Below are 20,566 nucleotides of genomic sequence, written 5' to 3'. Positions count from 1 at the left end.
GCCGTTACGCCAGCGGTTTTCGTTTCAGTCAAACCCGGTCCTTTCGTGAAAGCGCCTTGCGTGCGCTCCAAGCGATTCGTCTCGCCCTATGTGAATCAAGCCTTCGCCGCGAAAGCAAGGCCGGCCTCAATTCCCGGCCTTGCCGGACCACCACGCATCCGGAAAACCGACGCCATATTCGGGCAGGTTTTCAGGGCGGATGAGGGTGTTCCAGTAAGCGATGAACATCTCGCCACGGTAAAATTGCGGAATGACATAACTGTTTGCCAAAAGCACCCGATCGAGCGCGCGGGCGGCGGCCACCTGTTCATCCCGGTTGGGCGCAAATATGACCTTCCGGACCAAGGCATCGACGGCCGGGTTCTTGATGCCGGCGAGATTGTTGGACCCCTGCCGGTCGGCGGCGGCCGATCCCCAGAAATCCGCCTGTTCGTTGCCGGGATTGGCTGATGTCGCCCAGAGCTTGATCGTGACGTCAAAATCGAAGCTGCGGGTACGGTTGGTATATTGTGAGGCATCGACGGTGCGGATGGTGGCGTTGATGCCGATCTTCTTCAGGTTCTGGACATAGGGAAGAATGGTTCTTTCCATGCCGGAGGAATCGATCAGAAACTCCATATCCAGCTGCTGGCCGGTTGCCGCATTGACCATGCGGTTGCCACGCAATTCGTAACCGGCCTCCTTCATCAGCTTCACCGCTTCGCGCAGATTGTCGCGCTGTTTGGCGGGATCGCCTGCTACCGGGTTGCGATATTCCATCGTGAAGACTTCCGGCGGAACCTGATCCTTCAGCTCCTGAAGAATTTCCAGTTCGCGGCCTGTCGGCAGGCCGGAGGAAGCCAGTTCGCTGCCCATGAAGAAGCTGGTGATGCGCTGGAACTGACCGTAAGCCAGCGTGCGGTTCAGTTCCTCGAAATCGAAGGCGTAGTTCAGAGCCTTGCGCAGCTTCGGGTTCTGGAACTTCTCCCGCCGCATGTTCGGCACGAAGGCCTGCATGATGCCGACCGAGCGATAGATATTCGGCAGTTCCTCTTTTTTAACGCGGCCTTCCTTCACGGCAGGAAAATCATAACCCGTGACCCAGCGGCTGGAGGACGCTTCCTGCCGGAAATCGACGGTGCCGGACTTGAAAGCCTGGAACTCCACGTCCTGATCGGCAAAGAAAGTGTAGGCGATGGTTTTGAAGTTGTTCATCCCCACATTCACATTGACGTCCTTGCCCCAATAATCGTCGCGGCGCTCATAGGTGACGGACGAGCCGGGAGAGACGGCCGCGATCTTGTAAGGGCCGGAACCCATGACCGGCTCCAGCGTACCACGCGATATGTCACGCGGCTTGCCATCGGGACCTGTGCCTTCCCACCAGTGCTTGGGAACGATCAGCAATTGCCCGACGATCTGCGGCAATTCGCGATTGTTCTTTTCATCGAAGGTGAAGGTAATGTCCCTTTCGCCGCTCACCTCTGCCTTTGTGACATGGGTGTAATAGGTCGCGAGTTGCGGGCTCAGATCCTTCGCTTTTTCGAAGCTGAAGACGACATCCTCAGGCGTTACCGGTTTGCCATCAGCCCATTTGGCGTCCTGCCGCAGCCGGAATGTCGCCTTCTCAATATCGTCGGGATAACTCACGCCCTCGGCCAGCAAACCGTAGGAGGCCGACAGCTCCTCTTCCGTTGATTTCATCAGCGTATCGTAAACCAGCGACAGGCCCGTTGCCCTTTCGCCCTTGGCAAGCAGCGGATTGAGCGTATCGAACGTGCCTGATGTCGACAGGCGCAAGGTGCCGCCCTTCGGGGCCTTCGTATTCACATAGTCGAAATGGTCGAAACCATCAGGGTGTTTCAGCTCCCCGACCGTCGAAATCCCCTTTCGCCAGACATCTGCCGACTGGGCGGAAGCCGCCGCCGGTATCAGCAGGGCGGATGCAGCGAGAGCGATAAGGATACGGGATTTCAATGGTGCCAATATCATCGGGGGAATGTCCCTGTTTTTGTGCTTGGTGGAGAGAGCATAAAAGAAAGATTGGCAAAAAACAGATGCGCTGACTCACAAGCTCTTTATCGGCGTCTTTATCCCCGCTTTGCGAGGGCCAGGCGAAACATGGTTTCAACAAAATCCAGTTCCAGTTTATTCTCGGGGCAAGAGAATCACCTGATCGGACGGGCACGGTTATATGACGGCGGGATCACCAAGAGTTTTGAAGGCAGCCCTGCTGGCGATGTCGGTCGTCTCGGCGCTGCAGTTGCAGATCGAGACCGCATCGGCCGAAGACCGGCCCGCGAAAGAGGTGTTTGGTCACATGGCCCTGCCTTCGGCGGCGGCCTCTCAACCGATTGGCTCCTATGCCAAGGGCTGCCAATCCGGCGCCATCGCCATGCCGACCGACGGTCCCGGCTGGCAGGCCATGCGCCTTTCGCGCAACCGGCGCTGGGGCCAGCCGCAGCTGATTTCCTTCCTCGAGCGATTTTCGCAGGATGCGCAGAAGATCGGCTGGCCGGGATTGCTGCTTGGCGATATTTCCCAGCCGCGCGGCGGCCCGATGCTGACCGGCCACGCCTCGCACCAGATCGGCCTCGATGTCGACGTCTGGTGGCGGCCGATGCCCTCCCCCCGGCTGACCGTGGAGCAGCGCGAAACGGTGCCTTTCATCTCGATGCTGGACAAGAGCAAGTTCCTGACGGTCGACGACCGCAAATGGTCACCGCTCAATGCCCGTCTGGTGATGATGGCGGCAAGTTACCCGCAGGTGGAGCGTGTCTTCGTCAACCCGGCCATCAAGCAGAAGCTCTGCCAGACATGGACCGGCGACCGCACCTTCATGGGCAAGATCAGGCCGATCTACGGCCATGACGAACATTTCCACATCCGTCTCGAATGCCCGCCCGGCGCGCCCAACTGCAAACCGCAGGCGGAGGTCGGCAAGGGCGACGGCTGCGACAAGTCGCTTGCCTGGTGGTTCACCAAGGAACCATGGGCGCCGCCGAAAAAGGACCCCAATGCCAAGCCGGTGAAACCGCGCCAGGTCATGGTCTCGGATTTGCCGGCGGCCTGCGCTGCGGTTGCGGCAGCTCCTTCCGCCAATCCCGAGGGGATTGCGGCTCAGGCCTATTCCTCCTCCCCTGCCCAGGCCGTACGTCAGCAGAATGTGGAACAGGTCATTCAAAACGCCCCGGCGATCCAGCCACCGTCCGATATTCCGCTTCCGACCCAGCGTCCGACATTGAACTGAAACAGAAATGAGGCATTGAACAGCTTCCCTTTTCAAATGGCGGCAAGCTGTTATAGAAGGCTTCAAATCGATTTAATTCTTTGAGGACAGGCTGGGACCATGGAAGGGCAACGCTGTATCGCGCTCATCGCTCACGACGAGAAAAAGGACGATATGGCGGATTTCGCCCGTCACCATCAGAAGGTGCTTGCCAGTTTCAGGATCGTCGCCACCGGCACCACCGGCGGACGTGTGCAGGAAGCCTGCCCGGGGCTTGAGGTCATCCGCCTCAAAAGCGGTCCTCTTGGCGGCGACCAGCAGATCGGCGCGATGATCGCCACTGGCGAAGTGGACATGCTGATCTTCTTTACCGATCCGCTGACTGCCATGCCGCATGATGTCGATGTGAAGGCGCTGACGCGTCTTGCCACGGTCTACGACATTCCCATGGCGCTCAACCGCGCCACCGCAGAAAACCTCATCGACTTCAATTCCGCCGACTGACCCGAACCCACCACAATGGAACAGGCAATGCCGAAGACGTCCGATACCGAATATCTGTCCTTTCCGATCCTTCTTGGTGACATCGGCGGCACCAATGCCCGCTTTTCCATCCTGATCGATTCCTTTGCGGAACCGGTGCACCTCACCACGGTGAAGACGGCGGAATATCCTGGTATCGATGACGCGATCCAGCAGGCGGTTCTGGACAAGACCTCGCTTCAGCCGGTCTCGACCATTCTGGCCATTGCCGGCCCGATCGAAGGCGACGCGATTCCGTTGACCAATTGTGATTGGGTCGTCAAGCCGAAAGACATGCTGGCCAAGCTCGGCCTGAAGGACGTCATCGTCATCAACGACTTTGAGGCGCAGGCTCTGGCGATTGCGGCTCTTGACGACGACAACCGGGAGCCTATCGGCTCCGGCAAAAAGGACATGCTGGCGTCGCGCGTCGTTCTTGGACCGGGCACGGGGCTTGGCGTCGCCGGACTGGTCTATGCCCGCCATATGTGGTTTCCGGTGCCTGGCGAAGGCGGGCATATCGATATCGGCCCGAGAAGCGCGCGCGACTATGTGGTTTTCCCGCATATCGAAACCATCGAGGGCCGCGTCGCCGGCGAACAGATTCTGTGCGGACGCGGGCTGGTCAATCTTTATCGGGCCATCTGCAAAGCCGATGGCATCGAGCCTGTCTTTTCCGATCCGGCTGATATTACCTCGCAGGGGCTTTCGGGCCAGAACGCGCAGGCAAAAGAAACGCTGTCGCTGTTCAGCACTTATCTCGGCCGCGTGGCGGGCGACCTTGCGCTGATTTTCATGGCCAAGGGCGGCGTCTATCTGGCCGGCGGTATTTCGCAGAAGATCATTCCGGCGCTGAAGAGCCCGGAATTTCGGGCCGCGTTCGAAGACAAGGCGCCGCACAGCGCGCTGATGCGGACCATCCCCACCTTCGTCGTCACCCACCCGCAGGCGGCCCTTTCCGGGCTTGCGACCTATGCGAGAACACCCTCCGATTTCGGCCTTGCGCTGGACGGGCGGCGCTGGCGAGCCTGATTACTCTCCTCTCAAAGGGGGCTATCCTTCCTATGTGATGCTTGCGAAGCGGGCGGGCGATCTTTAACGTCGCTGCTGCAAACATCAATCGACCGATACCGGCGGGTTCCGATCCGCCTGACATGAAAAGTGAGTGAAAACATGGGCAGCAGCGGCATGAAACTGGTGGTGGTCGGCGCAGCGGGCCGTATGGGACAGGCACTGATCCGTCTCATTCACCAGACACCCGGCGTTCAGCTGCATGCCGCAGTGGCGCGTGAAGGTTCGGCTTTTGTTGGCCGCGATGCCGGCGAGATCGCCGGTCTTGGCCCCATCGGCATCGAAATCACCAGCGATCCCTTACAGGCATTTCTGCATGCCGAAGGGGTGATCGATTTCACCTCACCGGCAACCAGCATCACCTTTGCCGGCCTTGCCGCGCAGGCCCGTATTGTGCACGTCGTCGGCACGACTGGTTGCTCGCCGCAAGACGAGGAAAAGTTCAAGGCGGCGTCGCGCCATGCCCGCATCGTCAAGTCAGGCAATATGAGCCTCGGCGTCAACCTGCTCAGCGTTCTCACCCAGCAGGCGGCGCAGGCGCTGGATGCGCAGAACTGGGATATCGAAATTCTGGAAATGCACCACAAGCACAAGGTCGATGCGCCCTCGGGCACCGCGCTGCTGCTGGGCGAAGCCGCCGCCGCCGGCCGCAAGGTCGATCTCACCGCCGCCTCCGTGCGCGTGCGTGACGGACACACGGGCGCACGTGAGGCCGGTACCATCGGTTTTGCCACGCTGCGTGGCGGCTCGGTCATCGGTGAACATTCGGTGATCTTCGCCGGCGAAGGCGAGCGCGTCGAGCTTTCCCATTATGCCGGCGACCGCTCCATCTTCGCACGCGGCGCGATCACGGCAGCAGTCTGGGCCTTCGACAAGAAGCCCGGTTTCTATTCCATGCTGGATGTGCTCGGCCTTTCGCAGGCGGAATAAAACCGTACCCTAATTCTCCACCGTGAATTCGACCGTATCGGCAGAAAATCGGCTGACGGCATATTGCACCGGCACGCCATCCATATCGGCATTCAATGCCTGCGTGACAAGCAGAATGGCCCCGGGCGATAGTTCGAGATCGGCCAAATCCTGCGTATCCGCGTGGATAGCAGAAATGACGGTGGAAATGCGCACGTAGTCCGCCACGCCAAGCGCTTTGAAAGCGGCCGTAATCGAGCCGCTTTTCCGATAGGCCTCGCCTATTCCGGCGAAACGATCCGCCGGGAACCATGTGGTCGAACGCGACACGGGGCGGGTGTCCGCCTTGCGCAAGGTTTCCAGACGAACGAGCGGCGCACCTGATGGCAATTGCAGCCGCGCTGCGAGATCGGCACTTGCCGGTTCGGTTGTGTGGGAAAGAAGCAGCGCCTCCATTTCCTTCACCTGATCGCCAATGCCAGCCGTGAAGCGCGTGCGCAGCGAAATCGGAAAGCTCAAACGCTCCTTGCGGGCGATCATCGTGCCCCGTCCCTGCATCGGCTCAAGAATGCCTTCGCTCGCCAGTGCGGCGATCGCACTCCGGACGGTATGGCGGTTGACGCCGAATTTTTCGGCCAGCGTCATCTCCGGCGGCAACATGCCGGTTTCGTCGTGATCACCGGCCGCGATCTCGCCTCTGATGCGGTCGGCGATCTGCCGCCAGAGCGCCACGCCGTTCTTTCTTTTCATCGCTGCTGCAGGGCTCATGTCACACGCTTGTCATTCATCGACGTTAATTGTAGCTTATATTGTATAGTTGTCTATATCAATAGACATTAGAGGTCAAGCGATGAATAACGAAGCTGCGAATATAGACAGTGAAAGGAAACGGGTGGCGGCGCTTCTTGCCCGTGCCACCGTTCAGGAACTGGAAACGGTCTGGAGCCGGCAGGATGCCAGCCCGCAGACGGAAAACGTGCGGGGGCCGGAAACCGGCCTCGTCATGGTCAAGGGCCGTATCGGCGGCGGCGGTGCGCCCTTTAATCTCGGCGAGACCGCCGTCACCCGCGCGACCGTCAAGCTGGCCTCGGGAACCGTCGGTCATGCGCATGTTCTCGGCACCGGCCGCAAGAAGGCCTGGTATGCCGCCGTTTTCGACGCGCTGTGGCAGGAAAGTCAGACCCGGGGCTTTATCGAGGCCGAGCTCCTTTCACCGGTCGAAAAGAGACTGAGCGAAGAGAAGCAACGGAAAACCAAAGAAACCGCAGCCACGCGGGTCGATTTCTTCACCATGGTTCGAGGAGAAGATTGATGGGTGTGAAAGCCGAAGCATTGACGGGCGGCTTTTCCAGCGCCGTCTTCGATTCCCAGCGTATTTTCAAGAAGCTGATGGACGGCATGGCCCGTCCGGGCACACCGCAGACAATCGAAACGGCGGTCGCCCCGCCGCTGCCACTTGCCGCCGCCACCGGTGCGGTTCTGCTGGCGCTCTGCGACCACGATACACCGGTCTGGCTGAACGGCGCATTGCGAAAGACCGCAGTGCCGGGCTGGATCGGATTTCACACCGGCGCACCTGCGACGGAAGAAAAAGCGGCTGCGCATTTCGCCGTCATCGAGGCGGGCAGCGCCATCGCGTCCTTCGGCCTTTTCGCCCAGGGCAGCCAGGAATATCCCGACCGCTCGACGACACTCATCATCGAATTGTCCGATCTGGACGGCGGGCGGGAATTGCTGCTCTCCGGCCCCGGCATCCGCCACGTCAACATCATCAGCCCTTCCGGCCTTCCGGATATATTCCCAATGCTTTGGGCTGAGAACAACGCCATCTTCCCGCGCGGCGTCGATGTCATCCTGACCGCTGGCGATAAATTCGTCTGCCTGCCGCGTACGACGCGCATCAAACCCGTGGAGGCATAAGATGTATGTTGCAGTCAAAGGCGGGGAGACCGCCATCGCCAATGCTCACCGGCTGCTGGCCGACCAGCGGCGCGGAGACCGCGACCTGCCCGCCATGACTGTGGCGCAGATCGTTTCGCAGCTGTCGCTCGCCGTCGACCGCGTGATGGCGGAAGCCTCGCTCTACGACCAGTCGCTTGCGGCCCTTGCCGTCAAGCAGGCGCGCGGCGATATGATCGAAGCCATCTTCCTGCTACGCGCCTATCGAACCACGCTGCCGCGCTTCGGCTATTCGGTTCCGGTGGATACCGCTGACATGGCGGTGCAGCGGCGTGTTTCCGCAACCTATAAGGATCTGCCCGGCGGGCAACTGCTGGGTCCGACCTTCGACTACACCCACCGGCTGCTCGATCCCTCCCTCCTCGAAGACGGGGCCGTCGAAACTGCTACCCAGCGGGAAGGTGAGCCGGAATATGTCATGCGCGTTTCCGATATCCTCGCCCAGGAGGGGCTGATCGAAAGCGACGGCGACATGCCGGACGATCATATTGCCGGCGACCTGACACGGGAACCGATGGAGTTTCCCATGCCGCGCGACCTGCGCCTGCAATCGCTGGCGCGCGGCGACGAAGGTTTCCTTCTGGCGCTCGCTTATTCGACACAACGCGGTTACGGCCGCACCCACCCCTTCGTCGGCGAAATCCGCATCGGTGAGGTGGAAGTAGAGCTTGATGTGCCGGAACTCGGCTTTTCCGTCTCGCTCGGCGATATCAAGGTCACCGAATGCCAGATGGTCAACCAGTTCAAGGGTTCGGCCAAGGCACCGCCGCAATTCACCCGCGGATACGGTCTGGTCTTCGGCCAGAGCGAACGCAAGGCGATGGCGATGTCGCTGGTCGATCGAGCGTTGCGCGCCGGCGAATTCGGCGAAGATGTCGTCGCCCCCGCGCAGGACGAGGAATTCGTCATCTCACATGCCGACAATGTGCAGGCGACAGGTTTCGTCGAGCATCTGAAACTGCCGCATTACGTGGATTTTCAGGCCGAACTCGGTCTGGTGCGCAAGATGCGCGCCGATTTCGAGGCAATCAACGCCAATGGCGCGGAATGGATGAGCGATGCGGCCGAATAGCTCAGCGGCTGTGCTGCTCGCCAAACCAGAAGGCGCAAAAGACGGTCGATGCTGCAAAGACAGCAAAGAACACGGCTGCAAGAATTCCAATCTCCATGAGCTTGTACTCCTTTTTTCACAAGGCTAACGCGCAATGCTTAAAGAAGTTTCATTTGACGACGGGCTGGCTGCCTACAACTTCGCCTATCTGGACGAACAGACCAAAAGGATGATCCGCCGGGCGATCCTGAAAGCCATCGCCATTCCCGGTTACCAGGTTCCCTTCGCTTCCCGTGAAATGCCCATGCCCTATGGCTGGGGCACCGGCGGCGTGCAGTTGACCGCCTCCATCCTCGGCCCTGATGATGTGCTGAAGGTCATCGACCAGGGCGCGGACGACACCACAAATGCGGTTTCCATCCGTGCCTTTTTCCAGAAGGTGGCTGATGTGGCCGTCACCACCCGTACGAAGGACGCGACGATCATCCAGACGCGGCACCGCATTCCGGAGGAAGAACTGCATTCCGGACAGGTGCTCGTTTATCAGGTTCCCATCCCCGAGCCCCTACGCTTCCTAGAGCCGCGCGAGACCGAGACCCGCGTCATGCACGCGCTGGAGGAATATGGCCTGATGCACGTCAAGCTTTACGAGGACATCGCCCGCAACGGCCGCATCTCCACCACCTATGCCTATCCGGTGAAGGTGGCCGGGCGCTACGTGATGGACCCGTCGCCGACACCGAAATTCGACAATCCGAAAATGAATATGTCGGATGCGTTGCAGCTGTTTGGCGCCGGGCGCGAAAAGCGCATCTATGCCGTGCCGCCCTATACCGATGTCGTCAGCCTCGACTTCGAAGATCACCCCTTCGAAATCCAGCGCTTCGACAAGCCCTGCGCCCTGTGCGGCGGTGAGAATGTGTATCTCGACGAGGTGGTACTGGATGACAAGGGCGGACGCATGTTCGTCTGCTCCGATACCGACCATTGCGAAGACCGCCGTGCTCATGGCCACAAGGGCCATCTGCTGGCGGATGTGAAGGAGGCCGCAGAATGAGCGACACACCGCTTCTGAAAGTCCGGGACGTTTCCAAATATTACGGCGACCGCGCCGGTTGCCGCAACGTGTCCTTCGAGCTTTATCCGGGCGAAGTGCTGGCGATCGTCGGTGAATCCGGTTCCGGCAAAACCACGTTGCTCAACTGCATTTCCACCCGGCTGATGCCAACGGCGGGCAGCGTGGAATATCGCATGCGCGACGGCTCAGTGCGCGACCTCTATCATATGGGCGAGGCCGAACGGCGTTTTCTGATGCGCACCGACTGGGGTTTCGTGCACCAGAACCCGGCGGATGGACTGCGCATGGCGGTGTCTGCCGGCGCCAATGTCGGCGAGCGGCTGATGGCCGTGGGTAACCGGCATTACGGTAACATCAGGCAATCGGCGAGCGAATGGCTGGAGCGGGTGGAAATCGGCACCGACCGTATCGACGACCAGCCGCGCGCCTTTTCCGGCGGCATGCGCCAGCGCCTGCAGATTGCCCGCAACCTGGTCACTTCCCCCCGCCTCGTCTTCATGGATGAACCGACCGGAGGCCTCGATGTTTCGGTGCAGGCACGCCTGCTCGATCTCGTGCGCGGTCTCGTCAACGATCTCGGCCTTGCGGTCGTCGTCGTCACCCATGATTTGGCGGTGGCGCGGCTGTTATCCCATCGCATGATGGTGATGAAGGGCGGTGACGTCATCGAACATGGCCTCACCGACCGGGTGCTGGACGATCCGCGCGAGCCTTACACGCAATTGCTTGTTTCCTCCATTTTGCAGGTCTAGCCGCGTCGCTCCGAAAAGTGGTCCCCGGTTTTCGGATAAAATCACGCGCAGGAAGAAAGAACCCACCATGACGACGCCCCTTATCGTTTCGGAAGTCTTCAAAAGCTTCACCATGCATCTTCGCGACGGCATCGAATTGCCTGTCGTCCGCGATGTCAATTTTTCCGTTTCGGGCGGCGAGTGCGTCGTGCTCGGCGGCCCTTCCGGCATCGGCAAAAGCTCGATCCTGAAAATGCTCTATGGCAATTACGCCATAGACAGCGGACAGATCCTCATCCGCCATCAGGGTGAGGTCATCGATATGGGCAATGCCTCGCCGCGCACGATCCTCGATATCCGCCACCGCACCATCGGTTATGTCAGCCAGTTCCTGCGCACGGTGCCGCGTGTCGCGGCCATCGACGTGGTTGCCGAGCCGCTTCTGGCGCGCAAGGTTGCCGCTGAAGATGCGCGTGAGCAGGCGGCCACGCTGCTTTCGAAACTCAACCTGCCACGGGAATTATGGTCGCTACCACCAGCAACCTTTTCGGGCGGCGAGCAGCAGCGCGTCAATATCGCCCGCGGTTTCATCACCGATCATGCGATCCTGCTTCTCGACGAGCCGACCGCCTCGCTCGACGCCACCAACCGGCGTGTGGTGGTCGACATGATCAGGGAGAAAAAAGAAAAGGGCACCGCGCTGCTCGGCATCTTCCACGACGAGGAGGTGCGCGAAGCCGTGGCTGACCGCATTCTCGACGTTTCGCAATTCTCTCCGCGGAAGGCAGCGGCATGAGTGTCAAGGTCGGTCTCGAACCCGTCATCCATGAAAGTGCCCGCGTCACCAATTCTTCGATCGGCCGCTATACCGAAATTTCGGAGCGCTGCCGCCTCGAGGAGGTCGAGATGGGCGACTACTCCTACGTCATGCAGGATGGCGCAATCTGGTGTGCCACCATCGGCAAATTCGTCAACATCGCCGCTTCCGTCCGCATCAATGCCACCAATCATCCGATGCAGCGGGCCACATTGCACCATTTCACCTATCGCGCCCGCAGCTACTGGGACGACGCCGAAGATGAAACTGACTTCTTCGCCGCCCGCCGCGCCAAACGGGTGGTGATCGGCCACGATGTCTGGATCGGCCATGGTGCGACCATCCTGCCCGGCATGACGGTGGGGAACGGTGCAGTCATCGGGGCCGGGGCGGTCGTTTCCAAAGATGTTGCGCCCTACACCATCGTCGGCGGTGTGCCCGCCCGGCTGATCCGCGAGCGTTTTCCCGCGGAGCTTGGCAAGCGCATGGATGATCTGAATTGGTGGGATTGGGACCATGCGAGGCTGCGCAGCGCGCTGGAGGATTTCCGCGCACTCGACGCCGAGGATTTCGTGGCGAAATATGGCGGATGAACTCCGCTTATCCCGAAGCAATTGCATTCCCGGGGCCATGTCCCGGGATTTCTGTTTGTCGGCTCCTGATATGCCAGGCGGGATTTCCACCGCATGACAAGCCTGACGAAGGTTTGTCGGCGAACCCCCCGGGTGTCGTATCTGTGAATTATGTAATATTTTCTTCATCAAACTGACACTCCCGCTTCACGCACCGCTGTTACGTCGAACCCCGTCAAAAGAAGATTGGACGGGGAAATGAGCTTTCACCTGAAGCAAGTCACGCGCCGTTTCGGCAAGCACACTGCGGTCGATTCCGTTGATGTCGAGATACCGCAGGGTCAGATGGTCGGTGTGATCGGACGCTCGGGCGCCGGCAAATCGACGCTGTTGCGCATGATCAACCGCCTCGTCGATCCGTCTTCGGGTTCCATTCATTTCAACGATACGGAAGTCTCGTCGCTGAAGGGTGCGGCGCTGCGCAACTGGCAGCGCGACTGCGCCATGATCTTCCAGCAGTTCAATCTGGTGCCGCGCCTCGACGTGCTCACCAACGTCATGCTCGGCCGCCTCAACCACCGTTCGACGGCTCTGAGCCTGTTCAACATCTTCAGCCATGAGGAACGGCTGATGGCGATCGCCGCGCTGGAGCGCCTCGGCATCGAGCATGTGGCCATGCAGGCGGCGGGCACACTTTCCGGCGGCCAGCAGCAGCGCGTCGCCATTGCCCGCGCACTGATGCAGTCTCCAAAGATGGTTCTCGCCGACGAGCCGATCGCCTCGCTCGATCCCCTCAATGCCAAGATCGTGATGGACGCGCTGCGCGACATCAACGAACGCGAAGGCATCACCGTCATCACCAACCTGCACACGCTGGATACGGCGCGCAATTATTGCGAACGCATCATCGGCATGTCTCAGGGTCGTGTCGTCTTTGATGGAACCCCCGACGAGCTGACGGCTGCCGCCGTTACCGAGATTTACGGAACCGATTCTCAAGGCTCCGGCATCGACGAGACCATGACCTCGACCAGCATCAATATTCCCGGCGCGCAGCTTGCCGCGCGTCCGGTTCAGCAATCTGCCGGCCCCGAACCGCTCGCTCTCGCCGGGCTCTGAGGAACCGCTCAGCATCGTTTGCGCCCGCGTCAAGGGCCGACATTTCACAACAAACTCCGGCTCGCCGGGAAACAGGAGAAAGTCCATGTTGAAGAAAGTCCTTCTTTCGGCAGTCGCCGTTGGCGTTCTGGCCGGTTCCGCCATGGCTCAGGACGTCAAGGTTCTGCGCATCGGTCTCGACGGTTCCGAAAACGAAGCCGACCAGATCCGCAACACCAAGTGCGTTGCAGATGGCCTCAAGGCTGCAACCGGTGTTTCCGAAGTTCAGGTTTTCCCGTCGCCGGACTATAACGGCGTCATCCAGGGCCTGCTCGGCGGCACCATCGACATCGCCTCCATGGGCGCATCCTCCTACGCCAAGATCGCTCTGGCCGACCCGAAGGCTGTCGACCCGATCCTGACCACGGCCGGCGCCGATGGTTCGACCGGTTATTACACGATCATGGTTGCCCGCAAGGACAGCGGCATCAAGACGCTGGCTGATGCCAAGGGCAAGAAGATCGGCTTCGCCGACCCCGACTCCACCTCCGGCTTCCTCGTTCCGAACGTGGCTATCCCAAAGGAAACCGGCGTTCCGGTCAAGGAATACTTCTCCGAAACCGGTTTCGGCGGCGGCCATGAGAACCTCGTTCTCGCCGTTCTCGACAAGAAGTTCGACGTCGGCACCACCTTCGGTTCGGGCGTTGGCAAGTGGGAAGAAGGCTACACCGCCGGCAACCTCTACCAGATGGTCAAGAAGGGCAATCTGGACATGGACGATATCGTTCAGGTCTGGAGGTCGCCGCTGATCCCGAACGGTCCGCTGATGGTCACCAACAAGCTCGGCGACGCGATGAAGCAGAAAGTCGAAGACTTCTTCATGGAACTGCCGAAGAAGGACCTCGCATGCTTCCAGGGCTTCACCCAGGGCAAGAACACCGCCTACATCAAGGTCGATCCGTCCTTCTACCAGACGATCATCGACGCCCGTAAGTCCGTTATCGGCGGCTGATCCTCAGATCATATCCGGAAGCGGCGGTGCCTTGCGGCGTCGCCGCTTTTGCCAATAAAGGAAAAGCGGCATGGCGACCACACTGCACAATGGTACCCTATCACCCGAGGGGTTGAGCGCATCGTCCCGGACGGTCATGCGCCATTATCAACAGCAGCTTGCGACACGACGGATCTATACCGTCATTTCGCTCGTGATCTTTCTCGTCATCCTCGCCGCCTCCCTGAATTTCGCCAATGCGGCCAATTCAGGCAAGTTCTTCGAGCGCCTGCCCTATTTCTTCGATTTCATGAAGACCTTCGTGCCTGACAGTCCGCTGGAAATCTTCCGGGCGATGTTCGACCTGCCGTCGCCTTATGCGGACGGTTCGCTGAAATATAATTATGTCGCCGATCGCGTTTACATCGCCGACGGTTTCTACATCCCGCACTTCATCTACCAGCTGATCATCACGCTCAATATCGCCCTTGTCTCGACAATCATCGGCACAAGTTTCGCCTTCGTGCTCTGCTTCTTTGCCTCCACCAATCTCGTCGGTGCCGGTCTTGTGCGCTGGGTGGTGCGCCGGGTGATGGAAGTGCTGCGCGCCTTTCCGGAAATCGTCGTCGCCGGGCTGCTGACCGCTATCCTCTCGATCGGTCCGATCGCCGCCATCATCGCGATTTCGGTCCATACGATCGGTGCGCTGGGCAAGCTGTTCTTCGAAGTCGTGGAAAATGCCGACATGAAGCCGGATGAAGGCCTGCGTGCCGCCGGTGCCAACTGGCTGGAGCGGGTGCGCTTCGCCATCGTGCCGCAGGTTCTGCCCAATTTCGTCTCTTATGCGCTGCTGCGCGCCGAAATCAACGTGCGCGCCTCCACCATCATCGGCGCTGTGGGCGGCGGCGGCATCGGCGAAGTCTTCCGCCTGTCGATCGGTAACGATCACGCCTCGAAGACCTATGCCATCATCATCCTTCTGCTGATCACCATCATCGCCGTCGACCAGTTCTCCAGCTGGCTGCGCCGCAGACTGATCGGCCAACAATCCTTCGAATTCGGACGGGGAGCGGCCTGATGTCGTCCAGCTTCATTCTCAACACCGCCGAGCGCGAGAGGCTGACGGCTGCGCATCCGCAGGTGTTCAACCGCAGTTTCATGCAGCGATATGGTCTGCTCGTCGGCCTTCTCGTCGCCACCGCTTATCTCATCGGCTGCTTTTTCTTCTTCAATGTCGGCCCGGCTTTCATGCAGGGCCGTTGGGATCGCGCCTCCAGCTATATTCAGGACTGGTATTCCTGGCGTGCCCAGCCGCGCCTGCGTTTCGAAGACGGCAAGGTCGCGCCGCAATGGTCGAGCCGCGGGCAATATCCGGCCGATGCAAAAATCGACTGGCTGCAGCCCCTGCCGGACGGCGGTTACAGCGTCGTTTATGCGGGCACACAAAACCGCCTCGATATAACGCCGACCCGGGTGGATGTTTATGTCGACGGCAAGAACTACCCCGTCATCATCAACGACGATGCAGTTGTTGCTCCGCAGGGCCTGCCCGACGAAATCCAGCAGGACGGCAAGAAGGTTCTCGTGCATTACGGTTTTGCCGGCCAGGCGGAGATCCGCACCAGCCAGGTCTATGTGCAGCGCCGCTTCCTCGGCTGGGCGAACTTCCTGTTCGACACCAAATCGGAATTCTGGGGCAAGGGTTATGGCGAGCTTGCGGCTCTCGCGCTCTGGGGAGAGCGGCTCGATCCCGCGCGCTCCAATATCGGCCATATGGTCGATGATTTCCTCGACAACAGCGTCTGGCAACATGCCGATATCCTGTCCAAGCTGATGCAGACGCTGGTCATGGCATTTGTCGGCACGCTGTTCGGCACGCTTGTCGCCCTGCCGCTCGCCTTCATCGCAGCGCGCAACATCACCGCCAACAGGGCGGCAAACTGGGGCATGAAGCGCCTGTTCGATTTCCTGCGTTCCATCGACATGCTGATCTGGGCGCTGTTCTTCACCCGCAGCTTCGGCCCGGGACCGATCCCCGGAATTGCCGCGATCTTCTTCACCGATACCGGCGCGCTCGGCAAGGTCTATGCCGAGGCGCTGGAAAATGTCGATGACAAGCAGCGCGAGGGCGTCAAGTCGGTCGGCGCATCCCCGATCGCGGTCAACCGCTTCGGCGTGTTGCCGCAGGTGTTGCCAGTCTTCATTTCGCAATCGCTGTATTTCTGGGAAAGCAACACCCGCTCCGCCACGATCATCGGTGCGGTGGGTGCCGGCGGCATCGGCCTGAAACTACTGGAAGCGATGGGTACCAATGCCGACTGGGACAAGGTCGCCTATATGGTCCTGCTCATCCTCTTCGTTGTCTTCCTGTTCGACCATATTTCCAATTCGCTGCGTTCGCGCCTGATCGGGAAAACACAGCACTAGGCATAAACGGGCGGGATAATGAAAGTCGCGATGACGTTCGTTATCCCGCACCGCGCACGCTCACGCAGTCCTGGTTTGCGCTGGCCATATCTCCTCACCATCTCCCTCTACGACTTCAGCGCGTTCGGAAGATTTGCCGCGTTTTGAATGCGCTTTTTTCCATCTGCATCATCATTCTGTCACGGAAAGCGATTACCTCGCACTCCTGACCTTGCGGGAAGCGGCCGAGTCACGCCAAATAGCTTCTCATCCCTGGTTTTCATGACACTGAAGAGTGCTTGCCGTGCGCTACGCCATCTATTTTTCTCCGGCTAAAGATCATCCGCTGACTGAAGCAGCGTCGCGCTGGCTGGGCCGCAATGCGTTTTCCGGCACGTTGCATGACGACCACGACGACTATGCCGATTTGACGGAGGAACCGCGCCGTTACGGTTTCCACGCGACTCTGAAAGCGCCTTTCGAGCTCGCCGAAAAATACAGCGAGGCCGAGCTGCTCGCGGCCCTCGAAGATTTCGCGGCCAATCAGTCCGCCTTCGAGATCCCACGCGTCGTCGTCGGCGCGCTTGGGCCGTTTTTCGCGCTGGTTCCGGATCGCGTTTACCAGCCGCTGCAGGATTTTGCCGCAGAGGTCGTTGATCACTTCGATAGGTTCCGCGCGCCCCTGTCCGAGACCGATATTGCCCGCCGGCGGCCGCAAATGCTGACGGAAAGCCAGCGACAGAATCTCTCTCTCTGGGGTTATCCGCATGTCATGGATGACTTCCGTTTCCACATGACGCTGACCGGCCGTATCGACGAAGAAGAGCAGCCCGCCGTGCAAGAGGTTCTCTCGACCCGGTTTACTGAATTCACCGACCGGCCCCTCACCATTTCCGGCCTCGCTTTATTCATTGAAGAAACGCGCGGCGCGCCATTTACCGTTCATAGCTGGCACCCGCTTGGCCAGCAGCCAAAGAAAGATGCGAACCCATGACCGAGCACGCCCTGTCCAATGCCCGTATCGTCCTGGAAGACGATATTATTCTGGGATCCGTTCTGATCCGTGACGGCAAGATTGCCGATATCAGCGAAGGCGCTTCCAAAACCGGAGAAGACCTCGAAGGCGATTTCCTGATCCCCGGTCTGGTGGAACTGCATACCGACCATCTTGAACAGCACTACTCACCACGCCCCGGCGTGATCTGGGACAAGATCGCCGCCATTCAGGCCCATGATGCACAGGTTGCATCGTCCGGCATCACCACCGTGTTCGATTGCCTGCGGCTTGGCTCGGACGAGGATGGTGGTTTCAAAAAGGGCGAAATGCGGGAGATGGCTGATGCCATCGAAGCGGCGGCGGATCAGAACCGCCTGCGTGCGGACCACCTGCTGCATCTGCGCTGTGAGGTCGCTTCCGCCGATGTGCTGGAACATTTCGAGGACTTCGAAACCGATCCGCGCGTTCGGCTGATTTCGCTGATGGATCACTCTCCGGGCCAGCGCCAGTTCCAGTCGATGGACCAGTATATCTTCTATTATCAGAAGAAGCGCGGATTGAGCGACGAGGCTTTTGCCGAGTTTGTGCGCCGCCGGCAGGCTGCATCGGCCGAATATTCCGCCAAGCACCGCGATTATCTGGCGGCCAGCTGCGCCAAGCGCGGCATCACGGTCGCAAGCCATGACGACGCGACTGAAGCGCATGTGGGCGAAGCCATCGGTCACGGCGTTAAACTGGCGGAATTTCCCACCAGCGTCGAGGCTGCGAAAGCTTCGCACAGCGCCGGCATGAGCGTCCTGATGGGTGCGCCGAACATCGTTCGCGGCAAGTCCCATTCCGGCAATATCGCCGCCCGCGATCTGGCCGAGATCGGCGTGCTGGATGTTCTTTCTTCCGATTACGTGCCGTTCAGCCTGCTCTTCGCGCCGTTCCTGCTCGCCGATCAGGTGGAAGCTATCAGCCTGCCGGAAGCACTGCGCATGGTCACCGCCACGCCGGCACGCACGGTCGGCCTTGTCGACCGGGGCCGTATCGCGACCGGGTTGCGGGCGGATCTGGTGCGGGTTCATCGCGAGGACGGCGTGCCGGTCGCCCGTTCTGTCTGGCGCCAGGGCAAGCGCGTGGCATGACCACCGATGGAGACGATAGCCGGCGCACATTGTCGCCCGGCACGATGATCGTGATTGTCGGTCCGAGCGGGGCCGGCAAGGACACGCTGATGGACTATGCGGCGGCACAGCTGTCCGGCCGCCCGGGTTTCCATTTCACGCGCCGCGTCATTACCCGCAGCTGCGATGCGGGCGGTGAAAACCATGATGCCGTTTCGATGCACGAGTTCAACCAGCTGGAAGACGCAGGTGCCTTCGCGGTCTCCTGGCAGGCGCACGGTCTGAAATACGGCATTCCGGCCGCCGTCTATCGCCATCTCGAATCGGGAGACGTTGTCATCGCCAATGGTTCGCGCTCGGCGCTTCCCCATTTCGGTACCGCCTTTTCCCGTCTGAAGGTCGTGAACATCGTTGCGCGGCCGGATGTGCTGGCGAGGCGGCTGGAACAGCGCGGACGGGAAAGCCGGGACGATATCCTGCGCCGGCTGGAACGCAGCTCGCTGGCCGTTGCCGGGGACTTCGATGTCACGACGGTCGATAATAGCGGTGCAATCGAAGATGCCGGCAAGACAATCATGCAGGTGCTGCAGCAAAGCGCCGGTTCCAGCCACCCTTAAAATGCCGCAGCCGGGCTGCTCGACAAACACGTTTTCAAGGCTTACCATCAGGCGACAATTTCCAAACATGGTACGCCAAGGCGAGGGATGCCCGAAAAAAGGGTCAGTGACGAGATATCTGTGGTCGCCGGTCTGGCCGCTGGCGTCAGTAATTATGCCCGCTCACGGGGCATCGATATCGTTCCCATCTGCAAGGCCCTGGATATCGATCCCGCCACATTTAGCAGCCTGACGGAACGCATCAGCCTCGACAGATTTTCCCGTCTGCTCGAAACCTGCGCCTTGATTTCCGGCGATGACGCTTTCGGCCTGCAATGCGCCGCCACGTTTCCAGCCGGTGCATCCGGCGCGTTCGGTTATGGGCTGATCAGTGCTCCGACGGTTCGGTCGTTCCTGCGTTTTCTTCAGGACCATGTTTATTACGCCACCAATAATAGCAATTTTACCATGGTGACGGAGGCCGCGCAGGTGACCCTCTCATGGTCCTTCGCGCCTGGGATCGCCAAACGCGATCAATATGTAGATTTGTCACTTGCCGTTCTGGTGCAGCGGTTGCGCGATATTCTCGGAGAACGCGTAAACCAGATCGAAATCGGTCTGGAGCGACAGAAACCCAATAATATTCAGCTATTTAAAGAGAGACTGACCAGACGGGTCAGTTTTTCCCAGGCCATCCACACGATGCGACTTCCGGCATCGCTTCTGGATGTGGCCAATCCGAATGCGGATGAGCGCTTGTTCGAATTGATGAACTTGCAATGCCGGATGTTGCGGCCTGAAACATCGGTGGACCCGACCCATTTCATCGATCAGGTGAAACGCTACATGCAGATGCGGCTGTCGGACGCAGAACTTTCACTCGGAGAGATCGCGCCCTATTTCAACCTGTCGGAACGAAGTTTCCAAAGGCGGCTCGCCGAGCTTGGCACCAATCTCAACGAGATAAAGGACGCCATTCGCAAAACCGCCGGTTTCAAACTCCTTGTCGAAAGCGATCTTCCAGTATCCGACATCAGTTACAGGCTGGGTTATTCCACACCCGGCGCCTTTTCGCGCTCCGTTTCGCGCTGGTTCGGGGCAACACCGACGGATATTCGCAGGAAACACGCGCATCATTCCGCCGGCTGACAGATGTCACCGGCATCAATATTTCGAAAATACGCATAAAACTTGAGAAATATGTCGGCGTTTTTTGGAAGATGTGCCAAAACGTAACAATAGAAATGCAAAACTTGGCGCCCGATGTTATTTTATTGGCGCGGCACATCGCTTATGAGAGCGCCGCATATCCCGGGGATATGACGAAAACATTCCAGAGCTTTGAAACTGCATTCTGCGCAAGACCCGTGATTGTGATCTCGGCAATTGGCGTGGCAGTTCCTCCAATGCCCCGGAATAACGTCCCCATCGGGATCGGCTGGCTGCGAAAG

General features: G+C 59.7%; 21 protein-coding genes. 19 read left to right on the top strand and 2 right to left on the bottom strand.

Annotation, left to right across the window (positions count from 1 at the left end; all coding sequences use genetic code 11):
• Positions 1–126: 126 nt before the first annotated feature.
• Entirely contained in the window at positions 127–1,971 is a 1,845-nt protein-coding gene (locus GSF67_RS14250) for an extracellular solute-binding protein (protein ID WP_006310020.1), read from the bottom strand.
• A gap of 202 nt (positions 1,972–2,173) precedes the next feature.
• Between GSF67_RS14250 and mepA the strand changes: the two genes are divergently transcribed.
• From mepA to dapB, 4 genes are all read left to right on the top strand, one after another.
• A complete protein-coding gene (mepA, locus tag GSF67_RS14245) occupies positions 2,174–3,229 on the top strand; it encodes a penicillin-insensitive murein endopeptidase (protein WP_006310018.1) in 1,056 nt (351 codons plus the stop codon).
• Positions 3,230–3,328: 99 nt separating this feature from the next.
• Positions 3,329–3,712, top strand: coding sequence for a methylglyoxal synthase (locus tag GSF67_RS14240; protein ID WP_006310016.1), 384 nt, complete (start codon positions 3,329–3,331; stop codon positions 3,710–3,712).
• A 27-nt stretch (positions 3,713–3,739) separates the two neighbouring features.
• On the top strand, positions 3,740–4,762 hold the full coding sequence (locus GSF67_RS14235) for a glucokinase (protein ID WP_006310013.1): 1,023 nt from the start codon (positions 3,740–3,742) through the stop codon (positions 4,760–4,762).
• Positions 4,763–4,903: 141 nt separating this feature from the next.
• Positions 4,904–5,731 carry a 4-hydroxy-tetrahydrodipicolinate reductase gene (gene dapB / locus GSF67_RS14230; protein ID WP_006310011.1) on the top strand — a complete coding sequence of 276 codons (828 nt, stop codon included), beginning with the start codon at positions 4,904–4,906 and terminating at the stop codon, positions 5,729–5,731.
• A gap of 9 nt (positions 5,732–5,740) precedes the next feature.
• Here dapB and phnF read toward each other — a convergent pair whose 3' ends face one another.
• Positions 5,741–6,478, bottom strand: a complete 738-nt coding sequence (gene phnF, locus GSF67_RS14225) for a phosphonate metabolism transcriptional regulator PhnF (RefSeq protein WP_035214533.1) — start codon at positions 6,476–6,478, stop codon at positions 5,741–5,743.
• Between the two features lie 82 nt (positions 6,479–6,560).
• Between phnF and phnG the strand changes: the two genes are divergently transcribed.
• The 15 genes from phnG (at position 6,561) to GSF67_RS14150 (ending at position 20,264) form a co-directional block, all read left to right on the top strand.
• Positions 6,561–7,022 carry a phosphonate C-P lyase system protein PhnG gene (gene phnG, locus GSF67_RS14220; RefSeq protein ID WP_006310008.1) on the top strand — a complete coding sequence of 154 codons (462 nt, stop codon included), beginning with the start codon at positions 6,561–6,563 and terminating at the stop codon, positions 7,020–7,022.
• Complete coding sequence (gene phnH / locus GSF67_RS14215) at positions 7,022–7,630, top strand: phosphonate C-P lyase system protein PhnH (protein ID WP_006310007.1); 609 nt, start codon at positions 7,022–7,024, stop codon at positions 7,628–7,630. Before phnG ends, phnH begins: the two co-directional genes overlap by 1 nt.
• A gap of 1 nt (position 7,631) precedes the next feature.
• The gene (locus GSF67_RS14210; protein WP_006310006.1) at positions 7,632–8,741 is read left to right on the top strand and encodes a carbon-phosphorus lyase complex subunit PhnI; all 1,110 of its coding nucleotides are present in this window, start codon (positions 7,632–7,634) and stop codon (positions 8,739–8,741) included.
• A gap of 133 nt (positions 8,742–8,874) precedes the next feature.
• Entirely contained in the window at positions 8,875–9,777 is a 903-nt protein-coding gene (locus tag GSF67_RS14205; protein WP_006310001.1) for an alpha-D-ribose 1-methylphosphonate 5-phosphate C-P-lyase PhnJ, read from the top strand.
• On the top strand, positions 9,774–10,550 hold the full coding sequence (gene phnK / locus GSF67_RS14200) for a phosphonate C-P lyase system protein PhnK (protein ID WP_006310000.1): 777 nt from the start codon (positions 9,774–9,776) through the stop codon (positions 10,548–10,550). Before GSF67_RS14205 ends, phnK begins: the two co-directional genes overlap by 4 nt.
• 67 nt (positions 10,551–10,617) lie before the next feature.
• Positions 10,618–11,325: a phosphonate C-P lyase system protein PhnL gene (gene phnL, locus GSF67_RS14195; RefSeq protein ID WP_006309999.1), complete on the top strand. Its 708-nt coding sequence runs from the start codon at positions 10,618–10,620 to the stop codon at positions 11,323–11,325.
• Positions 11,322–11,939, top strand: a complete 618-nt coding sequence (locus tag GSF67_RS14190; protein WP_006309998.1) for a DapH/DapD/GlmU-related protein — start codon at positions 11,322–11,324, stop codon at positions 11,937–11,939. Before phnL ends, GSF67_RS14190 begins: the two co-directional genes overlap by 4 nt.
• Positions 11,940–12,176: 237 nt before the next feature.
• The gene (phnC, locus tag GSF67_RS14185; RefSeq protein ID WP_006309997.1) at positions 12,177–13,037 is read left to right on the top strand and encodes a phosphonate ABC transporter ATP-binding protein; all 861 of its coding nucleotides are present in this window, start codon (positions 12,177–12,179) and stop codon (positions 13,035–13,037) included.
• 85 nt (positions 13,038–13,122) lie between these two features.
• Positions 13,123–14,028, top strand: coding sequence for a phosphonate ABC transporter substrate-binding protein (gene phnD, locus GSF67_RS14180; protein WP_006309996.1), 906 nt, complete (start codon positions 13,123–13,125; stop codon positions 14,026–14,028).
• 70 nt (positions 14,029–14,098) lie between these two features.
• Positions 14,099–15,085, top strand: coding sequence for a phosphonate ABC transporter, permease protein PhnE (phnE, locus tag GSF67_RS14175; RefSeq protein ID WP_050813462.1), 987 nt, complete (start codon positions 14,099–14,101; stop codon positions 15,083–15,085).
• Entirely contained in the window at positions 15,085–16,434 is a 1,350-nt protein-coding gene (gene phnE, locus GSF67_RS14170; RefSeq protein WP_006309993.1) for a phosphonate ABC transporter, permease protein PhnE, read from the top strand. Before phnE (GSF67_RS14175) ends, phnE (GSF67_RS14170) begins: the two co-directional genes overlap by 1 nt.
• A 274-nt stretch (positions 16,435–16,708) precedes the next feature.
• Positions 16,709–17,407, top strand: coding sequence for a DUF1045 domain-containing protein (locus GSF67_RS14165; RefSeq protein WP_176072028.1), 699 nt, complete (start codon positions 16,709–16,711; stop codon positions 17,405–17,407).
• Positions 17,404–18,540, top strand: coding sequence for an alpha-D-ribose 1-methylphosphonate 5-triphosphate diphosphatase (locus GSF67_RS14160; RefSeq protein ID WP_006309991.1), 1,137 nt, complete (start codon positions 17,404–17,406; stop codon positions 18,538–18,540). Before GSF67_RS14165 ends, GSF67_RS14160 begins: the two co-directional genes overlap by 4 nt.
• Positions 18,537–19,136, top strand: a complete 600-nt coding sequence (phnN, locus tag GSF67_RS14155) for a phosphonate metabolism protein/1,5-bisphosphokinase (PRPP-forming) PhnN (RefSeq protein ID WP_006309990.1) — start codon at positions 18,537–18,539, stop codon at positions 19,134–19,136. Before GSF67_RS14160 ends, phnN begins: the two co-directional genes overlap by 4 nt.
• An 87-nt stretch (positions 19,137–19,223) precedes the next feature.
• Positions 19,224–20,264, top strand: a complete 1,041-nt coding sequence (locus GSF67_RS14150; RefSeq protein WP_006309989.1) for an AraC family transcriptional regulator — start codon at positions 19,224–19,226, stop codon at positions 20,262–20,264.
• Positions 20,265–20,566: the final 302 nt, after the last annotated feature.

This window comes from Agrobacterium sp. CGMCC 11546 (assembly GCF_013365515.1).
Classification (GTDB): domain Bacteria; phylum Pseudomonadota; class Alphaproteobacteria; order Rhizobiales; family Rhizobiaceae; genus Agrobacterium; species Agrobacterium fabrum.
The sequence above is the reverse complement of the archived record's forward strand: the minus strand, read 5'-3'. Positions and strand labels throughout refer to the sequence as shown.

What these genes read in the sequence shown, in the direction of transcription:
- GSF67_RS14250 (WP_006310020.1), bottom strand. Translation starts at nt 1,971, where the DNA reads ATGATATTGGCACCATTGAAATCCCGTATCCTTATCGCTCTCGCTGCA.
- mepA (WP_006310018.1), top strand. Translation starts at nt 2,174, where the DNA reads ATGACGGCGGGATCACCAAGAGTTTTGAAGGCAGCCCTGCTGGCGATG.
- GSF67_RS14240 (WP_006310016.1), top strand. Translation starts at nt 3,329, where the DNA reads ATGGAAGGGCAACGCTGTATCGCGCTCATCGCTCACGACGAGAAAAAG.
- GSF67_RS14235 (WP_006310013.1), top strand. Translation starts at nt 3,740, where the DNA reads ATGCCGAAGACGTCCGATACCGAATATCTGTCCTTTCCGATCCTTCTT.
- dapB (WP_006310011.1), top strand. Translation starts at nt 4,904, where the DNA reads ATGGGCAGCAGCGGCATGAAACTGGTGGTGGTCGGCGCAGCGGGCCGT.
- phnF (WP_035214533.1), bottom strand. Translation starts at nt 6,478, where the DNA reads ATGAGCCCTGCAGCAGCGATGAAAAGAAAGAACGGCGTGGCGCTCTGG.
- phnG (WP_006310008.1), top strand. Translation starts at nt 6,561, where the DNA reads ATGAATAACGAAGCTGCGAATATAGACAGTGAAAGGAAACGGGTGGCG.
- phnH (WP_006310007.1), top strand. Translation starts at nt 7,022, where the DNA reads ATGGGTGTGAAAGCCGAAGCATTGACGGGCGGCTTTTCCAGCGCCGTC.
- GSF67_RS14210 (WP_006310006.1), top strand. Translation starts at nt 7,632, where the DNA reads ATGTATGTTGCAGTCAAAGGCGGGGAGACCGCCATCGCCAATGCTCAC.
- GSF67_RS14205 (WP_006310001.1), top strand. Translation starts at nt 8,875, where the DNA reads ATGCTTAAAGAAGTTTCATTTGACGACGGGCTGGCTGCCTACAACTTC.
- phnK (WP_006310000.1), top strand. Translation starts at nt 9,774, where the DNA reads ATGAGCGACACACCGCTTCTGAAAGTCCGGGACGTTTCCAAATATTAC.
- phnL (WP_006309999.1), top strand. Translation starts at nt 10,618, where the DNA reads ATGACGACGCCCCTTATCGTTTCGGAAGTCTTCAAAAGCTTCACCATG.
- GSF67_RS14190 (WP_006309998.1), top strand. Translation starts at nt 11,322, where the DNA reads ATGAGTGTCAAGGTCGGTCTCGAACCCGTCATCCATGAAAGTGCCCGC.
- phnC (WP_006309997.1), top strand. Translation starts at nt 12,177, where the DNA reads ATGAGCTTTCACCTGAAGCAAGTCACGCGCCGTTTCGGCAAGCACACT.
- phnD (WP_006309996.1), top strand. Translation starts at nt 13,123, where the DNA reads ATGTTGAAGAAAGTCCTTCTTTCGGCAGTCGCCGTTGGCGTTCTGGCC.
- phnE (WP_050813462.1), top strand. Translation starts at nt 14,099, where the DNA reads ATGGCGACCACACTGCACAATGGTACCCTATCACCCGAGGGGTTGAGC.
- phnE (WP_006309993.1), top strand. Translation starts at nt 15,085, where the DNA reads ATGTCGTCCAGCTTCATTCTCAACACCGCCGAGCGCGAGAGGCTGACG.
- GSF67_RS14160 (WP_006309991.1), top strand. Translation starts at nt 17,404, where the DNA reads ATGACCGAGCACGCCCTGTCCAATGCCCGTATCGTCCTGGAAGACGAT.
- phnN (WP_006309990.1), top strand. Translation starts at nt 18,537, where the DNA reads ATGACCACCGATGGAGACGATAGCCGGCGCACATTGTCGCCCGGCACG.
- GSF67_RS14150 (WP_006309989.1), top strand. Translation starts at nt 19,224, where the DNA reads ATGCCCGAAAAAAGGGTCAGTGACGAGATATCTGTGGTCGCCGGTCTG.